At 67.4% G+C, this 18,592-nt stretch carries 16 protein-coding genes; 7 read left to right on the top strand and 9 right to left on the bottom strand.

The window, feature by feature from the left end:
• The 6 genes from ON43_RS37795 to ON43_RS45270 form a co-directional block, all read left to right on the top strand.
• The coding region (locus ON43_RS37795) for a glycoside hydrolase family 3 C-terminal domain-containing protein (protein WP_040815490.1) at positions 1 to 1,044 on the top strand (1,044 nt) is incomplete at its 5' end.
• 73 nt (positions 1,045 to 1,117) lie between these two features.
• On the top strand, positions 1,118 to 2,356 hold the full coding sequence (locus ON43_RS37790; RefSeq protein ID WP_218003486.1) for an MFS transporter: 1,239 nt from the start codon (positions 1,118 to 1,120) through the stop codon (positions 2,354 to 2,356).
• 265 nt (positions 2,357 to 2,621) lie between these two features.
• Positions 2,622 to 3,488, top strand: a complete 867-nt coding sequence (locus tag ON43_RS37785) for a MinD/ParA family ATP-binding protein (RefSeq protein WP_051179846.1) — start codon at positions 2,622 to 2,624, stop codon at positions 3,486 to 3,488.
• A 45-nt stretch (positions 3,489 to 3,533) separates the two neighbouring features.
• Positions 3,534 to 6,524, top strand: coding sequence for a tetratricopeptide repeat protein (locus ON43_RS43130; RefSeq protein WP_167333495.1), 2,991 nt, complete (start codon positions 3,534 to 3,536; stop codon positions 6,522 to 6,524).
• A gap of 8 nt (positions 6,525 to 6,532) precedes the next feature.
• Positions 6,533 to 7,012 carry a hypothetical protein gene (locus ON43_RS37775; protein ID WP_040815488.1) on the top strand — a complete coding sequence of 160 codons (480 nt, stop codon included), beginning with the start codon at positions 6,533 to 6,535 and terminating at the stop codon, positions 7,010 to 7,012.
• A gap of 170 nt (positions 7,013 to 7,182) precedes the next feature.
• Entirely contained in the window at positions 7,183 to 7,734 is a 552-nt protein-coding gene (locus tag ON43_RS45270) for a hypothetical protein (protein ID WP_157514349.1), read from the top strand.
• On the opposite strand, the gene ON43_RS37765 is transcribed toward ON43_RS45270, so the two are convergent.
• The 6 genes from ON43_RS37765 to ON43_RS37740 all read right to left on the bottom strand — a co-directional run bounded on the left by ON43_RS37765 (position 7,731) and on the right by ON43_RS37740 (position 14,699).
• Positions 7,731 to 8,483, bottom strand: a complete 753-nt coding sequence (locus tag ON43_RS37765) for an SDR family NAD(P)-dependent oxidoreductase (RefSeq protein ID WP_040815486.1) — start codon at positions 8,481 to 8,483, stop codon at positions 7,731 to 7,733. The genes ON43_RS45270 and ON43_RS37765 overlap by 4 nt on opposite strands.
• A 71-nt stretch (positions 8,484 to 8,554) precedes the next feature.
• Complete coding sequence (locus ON43_RS37760; RefSeq protein WP_040815485.1) at positions 8,555 to 9,577, bottom strand: phosphatidylinositol-specific phospholipase C; 1,023 nt, start codon at positions 9,575 to 9,577, stop codon at positions 8,555 to 8,557.
• Between the two features lie 52 nt (positions 9,578 to 9,629).
• The gene (locus tag ON43_RS37755; protein ID WP_040815484.1) at positions 9,630 to 10,280 is read right to left on the bottom strand and encodes a double zinc ribbon and FHA domain-containing protein; all 651 of its coding nucleotides are present in this window, start codon (positions 10,278 to 10,280) and stop codon (positions 9,630 to 9,632) included.
• A complete protein-coding gene (locus ON43_RS37750) occupies positions 10,280 to 11,566 on the bottom strand; it encodes a VWA domain-containing protein (protein ID WP_040815483.1) in 1,287 nt (428 codons plus the stop codon). The genes ON43_RS37755 and ON43_RS37750 overlap by 1 nt, the downstream gene beginning before the upstream one ends.
• A complete protein-coding gene (locus ON43_RS37745; RefSeq protein WP_040815482.1) occupies positions 11,563 to 12,666 on the bottom strand; it encodes a protein phosphatase 2C domain-containing protein in 1,104 nt (367 codons plus the stop codon). The genes ON43_RS37750 and ON43_RS37745 overlap by 4 nt, the downstream gene beginning before the upstream one ends.
• The gene (locus tag ON43_RS37740; RefSeq protein WP_051179842.1) at positions 12,663 to 14,699 is read right to left on the bottom strand and encodes a serine/threonine-protein kinase; all 2,037 of its coding nucleotides are present in this window, start codon (positions 14,697 to 14,699) and stop codon (positions 12,663 to 12,665) included. Before ON43_RS37740 ends, ON43_RS37745 begins: the two co-directional genes overlap by 4 nt.
• On the opposite strand from ON43_RS37740, the gene ON43_RS47360 reads away from it, so the two are divergent.
• Complete coding sequence (locus ON43_RS47360; RefSeq protein ID WP_444543750.1) at positions 14,692 to 14,907, top strand: hypothetical protein; 216 nt, start codon at positions 14,692 to 14,694, stop codon at positions 14,905 to 14,907. The genes ON43_RS37740 and ON43_RS47360 overlap by 8 nt on opposite strands.
• A 217-nt stretch (positions 14,908 to 15,124) precedes the next feature.
• Here ON43_RS47360 and ON43_RS37730 read toward each other — a convergent pair whose 3' ends face one another.
• The 3 genes from ON43_RS37730 to ON43_RS37720 are packed head-to-tail and all read right to left on the bottom strand — an operon-like array spanning position 15,125 to position 18,550.
• Positions 15,125 to 16,306 carry a hypothetical protein gene (locus ON43_RS37730; protein WP_040815480.1) on the bottom strand — a complete coding sequence of 394 codons (1,182 nt, stop codon included), beginning with the start codon at positions 16,304 to 16,306 and terminating at the stop codon, positions 15,125 to 15,127.
• Positions 16,307 to 16,313: 7 nt separating this feature from the next.
• Positions 16,314 to 17,285, bottom strand: a complete 972-nt coding sequence (locus tag ON43_RS37725) for a glutamate ABC transporter substrate-binding protein (RefSeq protein WP_040815479.1) — start codon at positions 17,283 to 17,285, stop codon at positions 16,314 to 16,316.
• Positions 17,282 to 18,550: a GlnX family signal transduction membrane protein gene (locus ON43_RS37720; RefSeq protein ID WP_245568948.1), complete on the bottom strand. Its 1,269-nt coding sequence runs from the start codon at positions 18,548 to 18,550 to the stop codon at positions 17,282 to 17,284. Before ON43_RS37720 ends, ON43_RS37725 begins: the two co-directional genes overlap by 4 nt.
• Between the last annotated feature and the right edge of the window lie 42 nt (positions 18,551 to 18,592).

The following is an 18,592-nucleotide window of genomic DNA, read 5'->3' as shown; positions in this document are numbered from 1 at the left end:
ATCGGTTTCGCCGGTGTCGGCACGCTGACCCTGAGCATCGATGGCGAGCAGGTGCTCGAGGAGACCGTGCTGCCCGAGGGCACCGACCCGGTCGAGATGCTGCTGAATCCGCCGCAGCGCTTCGTCACCCGCACCCTTGCCGAGGGGCAGGAGGTCGATGTGCTGGTACGGATGGTGCCTGGCGGTGGCTTCCCAGCCATGGGCATCACCCTCGCGGTCGACCGCCCGCGCCGCTCCGCCGACGAGGAGTTCGCCGCCGCGGTCGAATTGGCGCGGACCTCCGAGGTGGCGATCGTGGTGGTCGGCACCACCGAGCAGATCGAATCCGAGGGCTTCGACCGGACCTCGCTGGCGCTGCCCGGCCGCCAGGACGAGCTGGTCGCCGCCGTCGCCGCGGTGAATCCGCGCACCATCGTCGTGGTGAATTCCGGTTCGCCCGTGGAGATGCCGTGGCGCGACGATGTCGCGGCGGTCTTGCTCACCTGGTTCCCGGGCCAGGAGTTCGGCTCGGCGCTGGCCGATGTGCTCACCGGCGCTACCGAACCCGGCGGCCGCCTGCCCACCACCTGGCCCAAGACCATGGCCGATGTTCCGGTGCTGGACACCAAGCCCGCGCCCGACAATGCCCTGCCGTACAGCGAGGGCATTCACATCGGCTACCGGGCTTGGCTGAAATCCGGTGTGGACCCGGCGTATCCGTTCGGGCATGGCTTGGGCTACACCACCTGGGAGCTGGCGGATCTGAAGGTCACGGGCCGCACCGCCACCGTCACCGTCCGCAATACCGGCGACCGACCCGGCCGCCAGGTCGTGCAGGCGTATCTCTCGCGGGAGAACAGCGCGGTGGATCGCCCGGTGCGCTGGCTGTCCGGCTTCGCGGTGGTCGAGGCCGGCGCGGGTGAATCCGTCACCGCCACCATCGAATTGCCCAGGCGCTCGTTCGAGCACTGGACCGATCAGGGCTGGGCCGTCGAGCCCGGAGCCTTCACCCTGCACGTCGGCACCTCGGTGACCGCGCTGCCCCTCACGGCCGACATCGGCTGATTCACCTCGACAACAACGGATTCCGGCCGGAAACGGCCGGAATCCGTTGATGTCCGCACGCTCTGGACTCTCCGTGGCTCATTCCGAGGCCGACGCCGTCGGCCAGCTCTCCTCTCCCGAGGCATCTCCCACGCGCGGCCTGCTGCCCCTGCTGTTCGCCGGGAACGCCGCCATGTACGCGCTCTACATCGGCGTCGGTAGTGTGTTGCTGCCCTTGCAGATCGAGCACATCGACGCGGCGTCCAAGGTCGCCAATCTCGGTCTGGTGGGCGGGATCGCGGCGATCTTCGCGACCGTGTTCAACCCGGTGGCCGGTGCGCTGTCCGATCGCTCGGGGCGGCGCAATCCGTGGATTCTGGGCGGCGGTCTGGCCGCGGTCGCCGCCATGGCCGTGCTCGGCAGCGTGAACATGGTGCTGCTGGTGGCGATCGGCTGGTGCCTGGGGCAGGCGGTCATGAACATCTATCAGGCCGCGCTGACCTCCGTTGTGCCCGACCGGATTCCGCTGGCGCGACGTGGGGTCGCCTCGGCTGCGGTGGGGCTGGGTATGCCGGTGGGGTCGACCATCGGTGTGTTGGTCGCCTCGGTGTTCTCGCATCACTATCGGACCGGGTATCTGGTGCTCGGAGCGCTGGTCGCGGCAGCGGCGGTGCTGTTCACCTCCGGTGCGCGGGAGCAGCGCATGCCCGCGCGCGAACCGACCCCGTTGCGTGCGCAGGTCGCGACGTTCCTGAATGTGCTGCGCGAGCACGACTTCCGCTGGGCGTTCATCGGCCGGGCGCTGCTGGTGCTCGGCTACTTCGCCGTCACGGGGTATCAGCTATATATCTTGCAGGATCACATCGCGCTGCCGTCCGGCCTGGAACCGTCGAAGGCGGTCGCGGTCCTGACACCCATTTCCGCTGTGGCCATGGCGGTTTCGACCGTCGCCGGCGGTGTGCTCTCCGACCGCCTCGACCGCCGCAAGCTGTTCGTCGGACTGTCCGCCGGGCTCGCGGCCGTCGCCCAGCTGATTCCACTGCTCACTCCGACCTGGCCCGGCATGCTGGCCTTCGCCGCGGTGAACGGCCTGGCCTTCGGGTGTTTCATGGCCGTGGACACCGCGCTGGTCACCATGGTGCTGCCCCAGGCCGCCGATGCCGCCCGCGATATGGGTGTCCTCAATATCGCCAATGCCGGACCGCAAATCATCGGACCGTTCGTCGCGTCGGCGGTGGTGAGCCTCGGCGGATACCCGCCGTTATTCGTTGTCGGCGGGCTGCTTTCGGTGCTCGGGGCGGCCGCGGTACTGCCCATGCGGGCGGTGCGCTGACATTCTGTGCCGGAGTTCGCGCCAGGGAGCGATTCCGTTGCTGACATGACAAGATCAGGTAATATCTTGCGGCATTGAAAGGGGCTGCACAGCAACCTTTTCTGCTCTCTTGATCGACGGTTTTGGGTGGTAGGGGGTATCCGGGGGGACGGCACACAGGACTTCAGCGAAGTTGTCGAAGCGCAGGGGGCTGTTCGTCGACACGGTGAGGGTGTTGACGGCGAGATGCCTTGGCCCGGCTGCGCCGCACAAAAGGAATCTCGTAATGTCCGAAAATTTCCCGGATCATCCCGCCGCTCTCTCCGCCACGCCCACGGACCTTTCCCTGCTGTTGCGCCCGTCCCCGCCCGGGGCCCCGACCGATGTGGTGAAGATGCACCCGCGCAACGGCTTCCTGCTGTGGGCCGACCTCCCGCCCGTCCTGGTCCTGGGCAGCTCCGGCGGCTCCGGCGCGACCACCACCGCCCTCGGTATCGCCGGCGCGGCCGCCTACGACTACGGCGAACACTCCCCGATCGTGGTGGACGCCACCACCACCGGCGGCGACCTGTCCGCCCGCGGCTGCGACACCATCGACGCCGCCGGCACCGTCCAATCCTGGCTCAACATGACCCACCGCAGCCTCCCGTCGACAGTGATCGACAGCTGCGGCGAAAACAGCTCCGGCGTAGGCGTTCTCCCTCGCGGTCCAGAAGCGTTGCCCCGCCGCGAAACCTACTCCTCCGTCCACCGAGACCTCGTAGAAGCAGGCTGCCTCCCCGTCTACGACGGCGGCGCCCCCGTAACCAACCGCATGGTCGCCCCCCTGCTCTGCGACTCCCGAATCTCCTTGGTAATCACCCTCGCCGCCCGCCCCGACGCCGTAAACCGCCTCAAACCAGCCCTCATCTGGCTAGACGACAACTACAGCCAATACCACCTAGCCGAAGCGGTAATAGTCGTAACCCGCCAACACCCCAAAGACGGCCCCCTGGTCACCGAACACGTCCGCAAATACCTAGGCGACGTAGTCCGCGCAGTAGCCGAAATCCCCTACGACGCCCACCTGGGCTCCGGCGGCCCAATCAGCTGGCGCCGCCTCGCCCCACCCACCCGAGCCGCCTACCGTCAACTGGTAAATCTGCTCCGCTGACCACAGGGCGATGCTCGGGTGTGGAACCGTTCTATGCTGTCGTGCATGGTGGGGTCCGATGCGGTGAGCCCTGGTGAAAGTGGCTCGGCGCGGCAAGCTTTCGCTCAGCGTCTGGTCGAATTGTTCGAGGCTGCGGGAAGGCCGACTCTCGATCAGGTGTCGAGAACCACCGCGGAGCGGCTGCGGGTCACACGGCGCGCGGGACAGGACAAGGTCGTTTCCGTTCAGCGGATCAGCGATTGGCGGGCAGGGCGTACATTGCCCAGCCAATTCGAGTCGGTGCTACCGGTATTGGTGACTCTCTTCGGGCTGGTCAAGACAAGGTCGGTCACCGTCCCCGCTGAGTTGGTCGATCATCGGGCCTGGGAACGCTGCTGGAAGGCGGCTGCCGGGGAGGCCAGCGTCCCGATCCGACGGCCGCCCGTTGCGCAAGAGTCGATTTCACAACTGGCGGCGACCAGAACGCTGCCTCGGGGCGTGCCGGGCTTGGTAGGCCGCGACGAGCAGCTTCGGCGTATTGCGAGGACCGCGGAACCCGGCCAGATCGTGGCCATCCATGCGATCGACGGTATGCCGGGAGTCGGCAAGACGGCGCTCGTGATCCACGCCGCGCATCTGGTCGCCGACAGGTTTCCGGATGGCCGCTATTTCGTCGAATTCAATTCTCATGTCCCGGGACTCACCCCGGCCGATCCGTTCCACGTACTGGAAAGACTGCTCAGCGATCTCGGCGTCGACCCTCGCCACATCCCGGACACCCTCGAGCGGCGTAGAGACCTCTGGCGTGATCGCCTGTCCGGCCGACGCGTATTGCTCGTTTTCGACGACGTCGGCGAGCACGCGCAGGTCGCACCGCTCCTTCCGCCAGGACAAGACAGCCTGGTTTTGGTCACCAGTCGCCGCAGGCTGATCGGACTCGACGGTGCTATCCCGATGCCGCTGGACAGTCTCGCACCCGATTCCGCGATCGAGATGTTCTGGAAAGTGGCGCACCGGGATCCGGCACCCGGTGAGGCCGAGGGCGCTGCCGAGATAGTGCGACTGTGTGGATATCTCCCGCTCGCGATCGTCGTGCTAGCCGGTCGTTTCGCTCACCACCCCACCTGGACGACCAATGACCTGGTTGCCGCCTTGTCCAATGCGCACAACCGGCTCGCCGAACTCGAGGTCGGACAGCGTGCGGTGCGCGCCGCGTTCGCGACCTCATACGAGGCATTGACGCCGCCCCGGCAGCTGATGTTTCGGCGATTGGCTCTTCACCCCGGCCCGGATCTGGACGTCTATGCCGCTGCCGCCCTCGCCGCGGTGCCGGTCGCGGAGGCACGACAGCATCTCGATGCCCTGTACATCGACCACCTTCTCGAGGAGATCGCGCCGGGTCGCTACCGATTCCATGATCTGGTACGAGAATTCGCCCGCGCGCTGGCCGAAGAGGATCCGACGGAGAACAGCGATGCCGCCCGCGAGCGTCTGTTCGATTACTACGTCGGAGCGTCGCGGCGGGCTGCCCGGCCCGGGCAATCCGCACCGAACGAGAGTCAGGACAGCGGCGGCTATCCGGAGGTGCCCTCGACAGATGTGGCCGCGCTGGCATGGATGCGATCGGAGCGGCGAAATCTGTTGGCCTGCCTCGCCTATGCGGCATCGAAGAATCTGCTGGCTCGAGTTCTCGAACTGGTCGGCGCACTCACGGAGGAATTGCGACTGCACGGCCCGTGGCAGGTCGGCATCGCCTACAGCCAGCGCGCGAGTGTTGCCCGGCACACCATGAACGACACGGACGCTCAGACGCTCGCGCTCAAAGATCTTGCACCCGTGGGATATTTGGCCGACGGTTATCTACTCGCGGCCGAGCTGTTGGAGCGGCAGATTGCCGACCATCCGGAGCTCGAGCCCATGGTGAAGGCATTGGTGCTGCAATGTCTGGGTAGGACACGATTTCTGGCAGGGCAGTACCCGGGCGCTATCGCCGCATTGTCACAGGCGCTCGATGTCATTCGGGCGATCGGCGACAGTACCGGGGAGGGTTTCGCGCTCAACGCGTTGGGGTGGACGTACCACCTGACCGGCGATTATCGAGCGGCCGGTGAGTATGTGAGACAAGCGTTGGACATCCATATCGCGCACCACCATGAGTCGGGTGAGGCCGCGGCGCGGATGAATCTCGGCTGGATATGGTGTCTGGAGCGACGGCATGCGGACTCGATCGAGCAAGTCCTTGCAGCCGAGGCGATATACCACCGATTGGGGCGTCGATCCGATGAGGCGTTCGCGATCATCATCCGATTGTGGAATTGGCACCTGACCGGTGAATACGTCGCTCTGTGCGGACATATCGAGCGAGCCATCGAGCTGTACCGTGGCATCGGCAACCGCTCGGGACAGGCCTTCCTGATCAGTCACCAAAGCTCGTTTCTGATGGTGGCCGGCGAGTATCTCGACGCCACGCAACTGCTCGAGGAAGCGAAGGAACTCTACGAACAGCTCGGCAATCGATCCGGAGTCGCCTCCGCTTTGAACAATCTGGGTTTGGCGCACTGTCATCTCGGTGATTGCGGCAGCGCCGCGGAACTGATCGGGCAAGCACGGCAGATCTACGAAGCCATCGGCAACCAGACCGGAAACGCCGAAGCCGATGCATATTTGGGCTGGGTCAGGCACTGCGAAGGCGATCACCAAGGTGCAACGGAGTTGCTGGACCAGGCATTGCGGGCTTGCCGTGCAATACAACACCGCACGGGAGAAGCCGAGACGCTCATTCGGATCGGTGCCCACGCAGAAACCCTCGGTGACAACGAGTGCGCACTGTCGAGCTACGATCAGGCCGTCGAGCTGGCCAGGCGCATCGGTTCGCCTCTCGAACTCGCCCGAGCCCTCGACGGCAGTGCACGATGTCTGGTCTCTCTCGGCGACCATGACCGTGCGCGCGCGGCCCTGACCGAAGCCCTTCCACTTTTCCGTCGCCTCCGTGCCATCGAAACGGCTTCCGCCTCAGCCCTACTCGATCGCATCGATGCTGGAATATCCCTCCGCTGACCCGACCCATGAACACCCCCGCCGACTCGCCGTCCGATCCCGAACCGGACGAGCACCGACGATTCGCTCGGTATCAACAAGAACTGGCGCAGGTCGCCCCGGAGGCGGAGATCGCTGTCATCCGCGCGATTCTGAGCGACCCGGACGACGTCATGGCCGACGCCGCACTCGTTGGCCACCTGGACCACCGAGCCGCCCAACTCCTCACCGAAGCGACCTTCCCCGACTGGGCATTCCGCATGTCCGCAACCATCGCGAACCGAGACTTCCTCACCCGCCGCCTGAACGAATGGACCCTACTCCGCTCCATCGTCCTCAACACCGCCTGGACCACCGAATCAGTCCTAGCCGCCTCGAACTGGTTTCAGTACAAGGCCACCGACTTAGCCTCCACCCCCGCAGCCCTCACCCTCCTTGCCACCCACGGCCGAACCCGCCGCATCCGAGCCGCCGCCATCCGCCGCCTGACCCAACGCGAACACACGTGAGCCGCCAGAGTCCCTCGCTGGCGCGCTCCGCCAGTAGGGGTTTCGAGCCATTCATCGAGAATGCGGTGGTGGACAAGTCTTCTCGATGTTTGTGTATGCCAGTGCATTCTGGGCAGGGTGGAACTAGGCTGCTGCGGGGCAGATCGTTTATATCTGGGGGAGTCGCAGTCATGTCCGGTCCGCATTTTCCGCAGCAGCCGTATCAGGGGGCCGGGCAGCCGTCCCCGCAGTATGCCTACGGTGCATATCCGTACGGTCCGCCGCCCGTTGCACCCTCGCCGAAGTCCGTAACCGCGATAATTGCCGGCGTTTTGAGTTTGCTGGGTGGGGCTCGGGCTGTACTCGGTTCTCTCGCTTTGCCTTTGCTGGAGACCGATCCAGACCTCGACCCGAGCGGGTTTTGGGGCAGGGTGAAGTTGTTCTTGCTGGTGGCTGTGGGGTTCGGGGTGCTGCTGCTGATCGGCGGGATTCTGATGTTGATGCGGAAGCGGATCTCTCAGGTGCTGTTGGGGATCGGTGGGATCGGGACGCTTGTCAGTTCGATCGGGCTGACGATCGCGATGTACAACCATTTCGTTCGTGACTATGGCGGCGACAATGTCTCGGTGAACTGGGATTTCACCATCTTCGGGATCATCGGCGCCGCGTTCAATGTCGCCCAGTTGGTGCTGACGTTCTGGCCCAGTACCTCTCGGTGGCTGGCCAATAAGCCTGCGGTCTAGAGGGACATCTTGCCGTTGTCGACGGTGTAGATGGCGCCGTGGACGGCGGAGGCTTCGGGGGAGCAGAGGAAGGTGATGACGTTGGCGACCTGGGTGGGGTCCATGAGGCCTCGGGCGGCGGCGATTTTCATGATGAGGGTGTAGTCGGGGTCTTCGGGGAAGGTGAAGTTGGTGACCATGGGGGTGGTCATGCCGCCGGGGCAGACGCAGTTGATGCGGATGCCCTTGGAGTCGAATTCGAGGGCCATGGCTCGGGTCAGGCCGATGAGGCCGTGTTTGGCGGCGCAGTAGGCGGCTGAGTAGGCCTGGCCTTCGAGGCCCGCGATGGAGGAGACGTTGACTATGCAGCCGGAGGTGGCGAGGAGGTGGGGGAGGGCTGCCCGGGAGAGGTAGAAGGGGGCGTTGAGGTTGATGGCGAGGTCGTGGTGCCAGTCGGCGTTGGTGACGTCGGCGGTGTGGCGCATGGTGTGGGCGCCTGCGGCGTTCACGAGGATGTCGAGACTGCCGAAACGGTCCACGCAGGCCCGGACGATCTCCGCAGCGGTGTCGGGGTCGGTGAGATCGGCTGCCAGCCAGGAGGATTCGTCGCCGTCGAAGGCGGACGCGAGGCGGTCCTTGTCGCGGCCGACGCCGAGGACCTTCGCGCCGCCGTCGCGGAGCTGCCGCGCCACCGCCTCGCCCAGGCCGGAGGACGCTCCGGTCACGACCGCGACGCGGCCCTCGAAGCGCCCGGCATCATTGCCCGCCATACCTTCTCCAATCCATGGCCCGGGCGGTCAGGGAACGCCACCCGTGTAGAACGTGTTCTAAAATAGCCGGATTAGATGTTGCGCTCCAGCAGCAGGTTCAGCACCTCCGGGAACTGGTCCGGGAAGTCCATGGGGATGATGCCGAAGTGGGCGGGCTGGGTGCGGTGGGCGGTGAGGTAGGCCTCGACCTTGGGCATGATGGCGGCGGCGTTGTCCTTGGGCCAGGCGTTGTCGGCGAAGCTGGTGAAGTTGATGTACTGCAGGGTGTTTGACGGGTCGTTGGCCGCCTTGTCGAAGCAGGCGCTGACGTAGGTGAACTTGTCGCCACCCGAGGAGCCGGTGCCGGAACCGGATTTGGATGAACCGAGATCTGAAGAGCCGGAATCCAATCCGGCCAGCCCGCGATCCTTGTACCGGTCCTGGAGATAGAAGCGGTCGGTGGTGAAGACGCCGTTGTCGCCGCCGGGCCATTGCAGGCAGCCCAGTGAGTTGCTGAATTGCGCGATCAGGATGATGCGGCCACGCACCTCGCCGAGGGCGGGAATGCGGTTCTCCATCCAGAACAGCGAGCGGTAGCCCTTGGTATCCAAGTAGCCCTTGAAGATTCGCTCGAAGTCCGCACCGACATCGTTGTTGGTCCCGTCCTCCTTCTTGACCCGCATGATGATCACCTCACCGGGATTGCGGGACAGGAACGTCCGGCACTGATCCAGCACGGCATCGAAGGTTATGCCCTGATAGAACCCGGAGTGATACACCCCGAACGAATCGGAGGTGTGATCCTGCAGCCCGTTGCAGCGGATATCCAGAAACCGGATCCCGTGCGCGAATTGATCGGGCAGCGACCAATTCTGGGTGTGCGCCCATTCGGTGCCATTGGCCGGATCGACCGCACAGGAGTCATGCGTCCCCGGAATGGTCAGCCGCAACAGCGAGGTCGCATCCGACAGCGCCGACATCCACGCCTGCGGCGGCGCGCCGACGGTCCGCAGATGCGGAACCGCCTGCGCCGCGGTGCCGGTCAGCGCGGTGGTGGCGGCGCCGACGGCGGCGGCCAGGGTGGTGCGGGCGAAGTCTCTCCGGGTCAGGCTCATAGAGCCGGGAGCCTAACTTGGACGAGGGACCAAGATCGCCGATTTGCTCGAATTACTGCGCTTCGAGATTCACCGTGATCGTGGTCCACCCGCCGACGTGAATGCGATCCCCATTCCGCAACGGCACCGGCGTCTTCGGTGGGATCGGATCCGGGCTGTCATTGAGACAGGTGCCGTTGGTGGACCCCAGATCGGTGACCGTCACACCCTCCCCGTCGATGTGCAGGATCGCGTGTGAACGCGACACCGCGATATCGGCCGGAGCGATCGACAGATCGATATCCGGATGCACCCCCTGCGACACACTCCGCTTGCCGATCAGAATATTGGGCCCCGCCAAGGCGATTCGCCGATCCGGGTAGTAGTCGGGGAAGTCGACCCGCTCCAGATCGGGTCCCTTCTGCGCCCGCATGCGCGCGTAGTGGGCCGGATCCGCGGACACGGTCGCGACCCACACCGTCTCGGCGGTGTTCACCATCGTCGGTTCCGGCTCGCCCCGCTCCACGACCGGAAGCACCGGCGGCGCGGGCATTTCCGAATCGTGCCCGCAGTTCTCGCAGAACCGCCCCTCCGAGGGCGCGCCGCACTCCGGGCACAGCGTGGTCGGCGGCAGCACCGCGCCCAGCTGGACGCCGATCGGCGCCCCGCAGATATCGCAGTAATCCGTCGCGGTCGACTCGTGCCCCTCGGTACAGAACGCCATCACGGCTCCTTGCGGACGCGAGCCGTCTTGGTCGAGCGCACGCTGAGCACCATCGCGTCCTCGTCGGCGCCGGGCCGCAGCCGGACGGTGCCGGTGCGCGGATCCACCACGTCGACCACGCTGAGCAGCAGCTTGGCGGTGTTCTCATTGCCCGACGAGGTGGCCAGGTGGTAGGCCCGCTGGAGTTTCGCGGTGGCCGTGGCCTCGTCGCCCTGCTTGCGGGCGGTCAGCCCCTCCTGCACGGCCTCGGCCAGCTCGGCCTGACCGGTGTAGTGGGCGACCCGGCGACTGATACGAGCCGACTTGTCGGTATCGGTGGTCCAGATGGCTTTGACCAGACCCTGCCCGAGGATCTCCCCGTCGGCGAGCACGCTCACCCGCGCGGCCAGCTTCTCCCGGTCCGGCGCGGCCGGTTCCAGTTCCAGCTGCACGTGATAGTCGCGATCCTCCGCACCCCAGGAGCCCAGCGGGTATTCGCCCACCTGCGGCCCGAGCTCGGTGCGCCGCCCGGTGAGATCCTCGATGAACGGCGCGACCTGCTTGACGAACACGATCCGGGTACCCACCGGCGTCCACAAGCGCAGCGTGAGGTCCGGAATCGCCTTGGCCATCGAGGTTTCCATCATCGACGCGAAGTCCTGGGCCAGCAGGTCAGGGGACGGCGCGATATCGACGGTGCCGTGCAGCGCCGACCCGATGGCCCGCAGTTCCTTTTCCTCCCAGTCGAATCCGACGCCGCGGCAGTCGCAGGTGAACACGCCCTCCGAGGCCCGGATCTCCCGCGCCAGCTGTTCGGGCTTCTCGTGCTCGTTCTTGCCGTCGGTGAGCAGGATGGCGTGCACCATCGCCCCCGGATGCTGTTGCGCGATCAGCCGCGACAGCCCCAGCCAGGTGCCCATGGCCGTACCGCCGTGCGGGGACAGCTTGTCGAGGGCGTGGCGCGCATTGGCGCGCTCTTGGCGGCTGGCGATGGCCGATGCGCCCTGGCGCGGATATACGACCTGCGCCTTGTCGGTGCCCTCGACGATGGCGAAGCGGGTGCCGTCGGGCATGACGTCGAGCGCGGCGAGGGTGGCCCGGCGCGCGTGCGCGAATTTGTCGGAGCCGCCCATGGATCCGGAAGTATCGATGATCAGGATCTCCACCCGATCCTGCGGCGTGGCGGCGACCACCAGTGCGTCGGTGGCCTCCACGGTGACGATGGCGTCGACCGTGCGCGCCCCCTCGGCGAGGAATTCGTTCTGGTCGACGGCGACCGAAAGGCCTTTGTTCTCAGCGGAAGTCACGGGGTGTCTCCTGTTGATGCTCGTGACGGTACAGGTACGAGGGCGACGGTGATGTTGTCCTTCCCGCCCGCCCCCAGTGCGTGCTCCACCAGGGCGCGCGCCGCCGGCAGGGCGGGCAGCGTGCCGGTGAAGCGGGACAGGGCCGCCGCCTCGGGCAGGTAGTTCCACAGTCCGTCGCTGCACAGCAGCAGCACGCCGGGCTCGGTGGTGCGCAGGGTCCGAACGCAATTGGCGGACCACTGGTGTTCGCTGTCGGCGCCCAGCCAGCGGGTGAGCACGTGCGCGTGCGGGCCGTCCATGGCGGTGGCGGCGTCCAGCAGGCCGTTGTCGACCATGGCCTGGGCCAGGGTGTCGTCGACGGTGAGCCGCTGCGGGTCGCCGGAGAGCCAATAGGCCCGGCTGTCACCGACATTCGCGACGGTGACGACCGCACCGCCGTCGGCGCCGAACTGCACGATGGCCGAAACATAGGTGCACGACGGCGATTTGCCGTCCGGCGTCCCGACCGCCTTGACCGCGGCCGCCGCGGCGGTGAGCCCGGCCATGGCGCAGTCCTCGGCGGGCAGGTCCTGCGACAGCGCGGTCAGGCAGGCGTCCAGGCCCGCCCGGACCGCCGCGCCCGAGGCGGCTTGCGGATCCTCGGAGGTGGAGACCCCGTCGCAGACGGTGATGACCGCCGCGGCCGGCCGTTCGGGATTCGCGCCCTCGACCACGGCCGCGGCGACGGCGTCCTCGTTGCGGGCGTGCAGCAGTCCGCGATCGGTGACCAGGCACGTGGTGCCCAGATCGGCCTCGAAGCGATCGCGCTCCGGCCCGAGTTCACCGCAGGACGAGCAGTACCCGTCGGGATCGAATTCGCTGCCGCCGCACCCGGTGCAGTCGGCCGCGGGACCGGATTCGAAGGTGGCGGTGGTCCCCGTCACCGGATCCATGCGCGCGTTGCGGGCGGCGTCGGCGACCGGCACGGTCGAGCCGGAGCCGGGCCGGAATTCCTTGGGCGGCAGCGCGATCAGCCGGACGCCGAGCTTGCGGCCGCAGGCCTCGCAGAAGCGGTCGGTGTCGGCGGCGAAGGTGCCGCAGCTGGGGCAGCGGGCCGTCACAGGACGGTCCTCGGGCGCACGGCATTGGCCTGCTCCACCAGGGCGATGCGTTCCCACATGTCCTCGGTCTCGTGCGCCAGGTCGCGATAACAGCGTTCCAAACCGGTGCGTACCCCTTGTTGATCGAGCGCCACCCCCAGCAGCGGGGAGTGGTCGGTGGGCACCCTGCCCAGGCGCAGCCAGCGCAGCGCCGCGTCCAAGACCCGCATCCGCGCCTGGGCGGCACGGTATTTCGAGTCGAGCGTGAGATTAGCGATGCGCTTGCCCGCATCGCGAACCAATTGTTCGGTGAGTTGCTCGGCCTCCGGCACGTCCAGCAGAGTCTCGACGGCGGTCACCCCGGCCTCGGTGTGCACGGCCGACGCGGCATCGACCTGATCCAGCACCGTGACCGCACCCGCCCGATCGTCGACCGCCCGCCGCACCCGCGCCGCCCCGAAGGCCGCGCTGGTGAAGGTGCGATCGGTGCGCCAGACCATGTCGTAGTAGCGCGCCGCGCGCTCGCGTGCCGGTGCGGGATCGGTGCCGTTCGCGTTGTCGGCCATGAGTTCCGCGGTCACGGCGAGTGCGAGCTTCGGGGCCGCCTCGCCGGGGAGAGCGCTGTAGAGGGCGTCGAATTCGGCTGCGGCGGCTGGATAGTCGCGTTGCAGAAGCCGGGCCTGGCCCGCGAACCAGGCGAGACGCCAGTCGCCTTCGAGGGTGTCGGCCACCTCGTCGAGGCGGCGCAGAGCGTCCTCGGCGTCGCCGAATTCCAGTGCCGCGCGGATCAATCGGAGTGGTATCTCGACGGATTCCTCGCGGCCGGTGACCACCGAGGCCAGACCCGCGGTGATCTCGCGTTCGAGATCCTCGGGGGTGACCGCGCTGGTGGAGGCGAGCAGGGCCGCACCGCTGTCGCTGGGGTCGACCAGCGGAACCGGCAGGGCGGCAATGATCTTCCGCGGATCGTCGGGCACCTGGTCGCCGACGCCGAATACCGCGCGCGGCGGCGCGAACCGGGTCGACAGTCCCGGGCGCGGTCGACCGTCCTCCTCGGCCAGCACCTCACGCAGAATCCCGGTGAGCTGATCGCTCATCTCGGTCATCGACGTGAAGCGGGCCTCCGGATCGACATCGGTGGCGCGCACCAGGAATCGATACAGCGACTCGTGCCGCGCCATGAGCGGTTCGACATCCGGACCGGGCAACGGCCCGAGCTCCCCGTTGACCGGCGGGATCCGCATGATCAGCGCCGCCAGCGTCCGGCCCACCGTGTACACCTCCGACGCGATGGTCGGCCCGGTGTGCGCGATCTCCTTGGCCTGGTATCCCGGTGTGCCGTAGATGGTCTCGGTCTGATCGTGCAGCGGGATGACCGCGCCCAGATCGATGAGCTTGAGCTGCTCCTCGGTCTGCATCACATTGTCGGGCTTGAAATCGCAGTAGGCGAGCCCGTGATCGTGCAGGTACTCCAGCGCGGGCAGCATCTCGAGGATGTAGGCGATGGCGCGCGCGGGCGCCAGATACCGCTGATCGGTCGTGCGCTGTTCGCGCAGCAGCTGTTTGAGCGATTTGCCGCCCACGTACTCCATGACGATGTAGCCGACCGGCTTGCCGTCGGGCCCGGTGTCCTCGGCGAAGTTGTAGATCCGCACGATATTCGGGTGATCGACCTGCGCGAGGAACCGCTTCTCGGCCACCGCCGCCCGCATGGCGTCCACGTCGCCGGTATTGAGCAGGCCCTTGAGCACCACCGGCCGATCGTCGACCTTGTGATCCACCGCCAGGTAGATCCAGCCCAGCCCGCCGTGCGCCAGCGGGCCCAGCACCTCGTACTGGCCGCCCACCGTATCGGTGCGAGACAGCTTGGGGGTGAAGGAGAATCGCGTCCCGCAATGCGGGCAGAAGCCCTCGGTGCGACCGGGCTGGCCATTGCGGCTGCGGCCGACCGGACGTCCGCACTTGCCGCAATCGCGATGGTTCTCCGGCACCTCGGCGTCGGTCAGGACGGCCTCGGCGGGATCCTTGCGCGGTACCGACGGCACCTTGACCATGCCCGCGCCCAGGCGTCCGCGACTGCCGCCGGTGGATCCGGAGCGGCCCGTCCGCACCGACCGGCCGCTGCGGTGGGTCCCGCTGCTCGCCGTCGACGCGGCGCTGCTCCCCGTCGACCCGACGGCGGACGAGGAATGCCCGGTGTCGCGTGCGGTGGTCGCCATGGCCGATGCCGGAGCGGGCGCGCTGCCGCACACATCGCAGTAGCCGTCGACAATCGTTCCGGTGCAACCGGGTTCGGCACACCGATCCGCCGCGGGCGAGCTCCCCTCCGTCATCCCGGCATGTTTTTGGCCGGGATCCACGGCATCGGGGTGGATTCCGGCCAAAGGCACGCCGGAATGACTAGTCGAGGCCGGGGCGGTGCCGCAGACGGTGCAGTATCCGTCCTCGATGGTCCCGGTGCAGCCGGGTTCGGTGCAGTTCATGATCGCCTCCCCGTTTTCTGCGCGATGAGCTGTTGATAGTCGGTGATGGCCCGCGTCACCGCGGCCAGATCGCAGGGCCGCCGCGACAGCAGCCCCGCCGCGATCCGGCTGGAGGCCAGCACATCCTGGTCCTCGGCGACGCCCACTCGCGCGGCCTTGGCGCGATAGGAACTGAAGCGGCCCTCGAGTTCCCGCCGCCGGTCGAGCAGGCCCTGGGCCAGTTGCTCGTTGCGATTGGCCGCGTCCAGCGCCGAGGACAGGCGCTGCCGTAACTCCCACAGCGCCGTGGGCGCGGGCGGATTGGCTTCCAGCGCGGTCAATTCCGCCCCGTACATCGCGCTGTCGTCGGCCTGCCGGGGCAGCGGCGCGGCCAGAATCGTCCGCTCCACCTCGACCCGCGCATGGTCCGCGCGCTCATAGGTCCGGCGCAACGCCTCGACCCGCGCTCGCACCCGCTCGACCGCCCCGTCCCAATCCGAAGACATGGCACGCAATTCGGTGAGCACCGTCGTCGCCTCGCGCATCCGCCGCGCCAGATCGGTCAACCGGCGATCCAGCACATCCGGTCCCAGCGCGAGCGGATCGGTGGCGACCTGGGTGGCCAGCACATCCATTTCCTCGGCGAGCGAACACAATTCGGGAATCGAGGCGCCGACCCGGTCCAGCTCCGCCTGCAGCGGCGCGATATCGGACATGACCCGGTTGTTCACGGCCTCGACCGCGTCGAGCACCGTCACCACGGACGGAAACGCCGCCCGCATCCGATCCAGCATCTCCGCGATGCCGATCAACTCGACCATTTCCCGCGGCCCGCCCAGCGACCGCTGCGCCATCGGGATGGTATGCCGCGCCACCTCGACCGGCCGCCCGCGCAACAGCTGGGTCAGCTCCTCGCGATCCAGCGCGTCCAGCCTCCGCCGCGCCCGTGCCGCCTTGGCCCGGTCCAGCACCGTCCCCAACCGGCCGAAGTCCTCCCACATGGCCTCGAGCGCCGCGCGCGCCGGCGCCCACCGCTGCTCGGTCACCCCGATCGGCGGGAACCGGCGCAGCAGCACCAGCCCGGGATGCTTGTCCAATTCGACCAGGGTGGCCGCGATGTGCTCGATTTCGCGTGCCCGCTCGGCGATTTCACGATCTATTTCGGCGACGCTGAGAATGTGCCCAGGATTCCCGTGCATGGCCGGCTCAATCGCTGTATCGGGGCGCCGGCGGACCATTGGAGGGACCGAGCACGCTCAAACGGTCGTTGTAGAGCCGCTGCCAGGTGCCGTCATTGCGGACCCGCTCCAGCACACCATTGACGAAGCGCACCAGATCGGTCTTGTCCTTCTGGATTCCGATGGCGTAGTTGTCCGATGCCATGGGCCCGCCGACGACTTCGAGATTGGGATCCTGGATCTTCAATCCGTACAGCAGCGGCAAATCGGTGCTGGCGGCGTCGACCTCCCCCTGCTGCAGCGCGGTCAGGCAGTCCAGCCAATTCTCGATGCCGATCACGATGGGGCGCTGGGGAAGTGCGAACACCGCGTCCAGCGTCGTCGAATTGGGAATGCCGCACACCTTCTTGCCGCCCAGATCCGCCGCCGACCGAATACCCGATCCCTTGGTGACCAGCACCCGCTGATCGGTATCGAAGTAGACCGAGGAGAACTGGATGTCCTGGCGGCGCGCACAGGTCGGGGTGAAGCTCTGCACCACGATATCGACGTCGCCCTTGGCCAGTGCCTGCACCCGATTCGAGGTCTCGATGGGCCGCAGCTCCACCCGATTCGGATCGCCGAACAGGTCCCGGGCCACCTCGCGCGCGATATCGATATCGAAGCCCTCGATATCGCCGGTGGCGGGATTGCGGTAGCCGAACAGGAATTCGTTCTGGTTCACCCCGACCCGGATCTTGCCGCTGGCGACGATATTGGCCATGGTCGATCCGGCGGGCATGGCGCCCGGCTGCGGTTGCGCGCCCTGGGGGCGCAGGCTCGCGAGCGGATTGCAGGACACGTCGGCGCGCTGACTGGGGGTGGGGGTGAGCACCGTCGCGCCCGCCGGCAGCCGGTTCTCGGGCGGCAGCTGGAAGGGCTCGGCGGCCGGGGTCGAGCCGCACGCGGCGGCCAGCAGCGCCACCGCCGCCACCAGCAGCATCCGCATCCGCGTCTTCACAGGAACTCCTTCAACCGCGGCCACACCCCGATGACGATGGCGGCCGTCGCGGCCAGCAGCAGCGCCAGCGTGCCGATCGGGCTCAGGGTGAGGGCATTTCCGGCCGTGTTCACATCGTCGCGCACTTCCTGGCGCGTGCGCTCGAGTTCGGCCTTCAGGGCCTCGTCCAGTGCGGTGAACTGGGCCGCGGAACCGGTGCCGTCGGTCTTGATCGACTGGTCGACCGCCCCGCGATAGTTGTTGCTGAGGTAGGCGGCCACTTCCTTCCGATGGCCGTCTTGCCAACCGGAGAAGGCCTTGACCGCGGGCGAGTCCGCGCGCAGCAGCCCGGTCAGATCCGCGCGCAGCTGATTGCTGCTGGCGGCGAAGCGCTTCTCGCTGGCGTCCAGATTGCCGCGGGTGATCAGCTGCAGGGTCTCCTCGGTGCGGGCCTGCTGGGCCAGAATCCGGGCCTGGGCCAGCTTTTCGAAGCGGGCGGTGGCTCCGGTGTCGATGGCCGCGGAGGCCGCGATGGTGGTGGCCACGATCCACAGCAGCGCCAGCACGGTCAGCCCGGCCGCGGTCACCACGCCCGCGTTGACCCAGCGGTTGGTGCGCCGCAGCAGCACCCACGAGCCCGCGCCGCAGGCCGCCAGCAGCAGCACCAGCAGGCCCGAGGTCCACAGCGGCAGACCGGTGATCGCGTCCTGGTCACCGTGCAGCTGGTTCAGGCGAATGCTTTGCAGCTCACCGGCGTTCTTCAGGATCGAGCCCTGCATGAGCGCCGAGGCCTGCCGCAGATACGCCGAACCGACCGGGAGACCCTGGCGGTTGTTGGCGCGGGCGTCCTCGACATAGCCGGTGTAGGTGGGCAATTCGGCCGAGATCTTGCCCAGGATGGCGCGCGTCTCGGTATCGGAGGCGCCCGTGGTGGCCTCCGCGAGCGCGGCTGCGGCATCGGTGAGCGCGTTCTCGTAGCGGGCGCGCACCTCGTGCGATTCGACGCCGCCGGAGAGGTAGGCCGTGGAGGCCGCGGCATCGGCCGTCGAGAGGGCGACGTAGAGCCGTTGCGCGGCGTTCGCCAGCGGTTCGGTGTGCGCCAGCGCGGTGTCGTGGCGAGAGATCTTGGCGCTCTGCGTGTTCGCCGACACCAGTCCGGCGATCAGCGCGAGCAGTGCGAGGGCGGCGCCCACCGCACCGATGACGCCCGGCGCGGTGCGCACGAAGCGTCGCGTCCACTGCGCGGCATTGCGCATGGTCGCCGGAAGACGACTCCTCAACCTCATTCCCCCGTTTGGTGTCGATGACCGGGTGAACCGGCCGGTGCT

This window comes from Nocardia concava NBRC 100430 (assembly GCF_000308815.1).
Taxonomy (GTDB): Bacteria; Actinomycetota; Actinomycetes; order Mycobacteriales; family Mycobacteriaceae; genus Nocardia; species Nocardia concava.
This window is presented reverse-complemented; position numbering and strand designations above follow the sequence as displayed.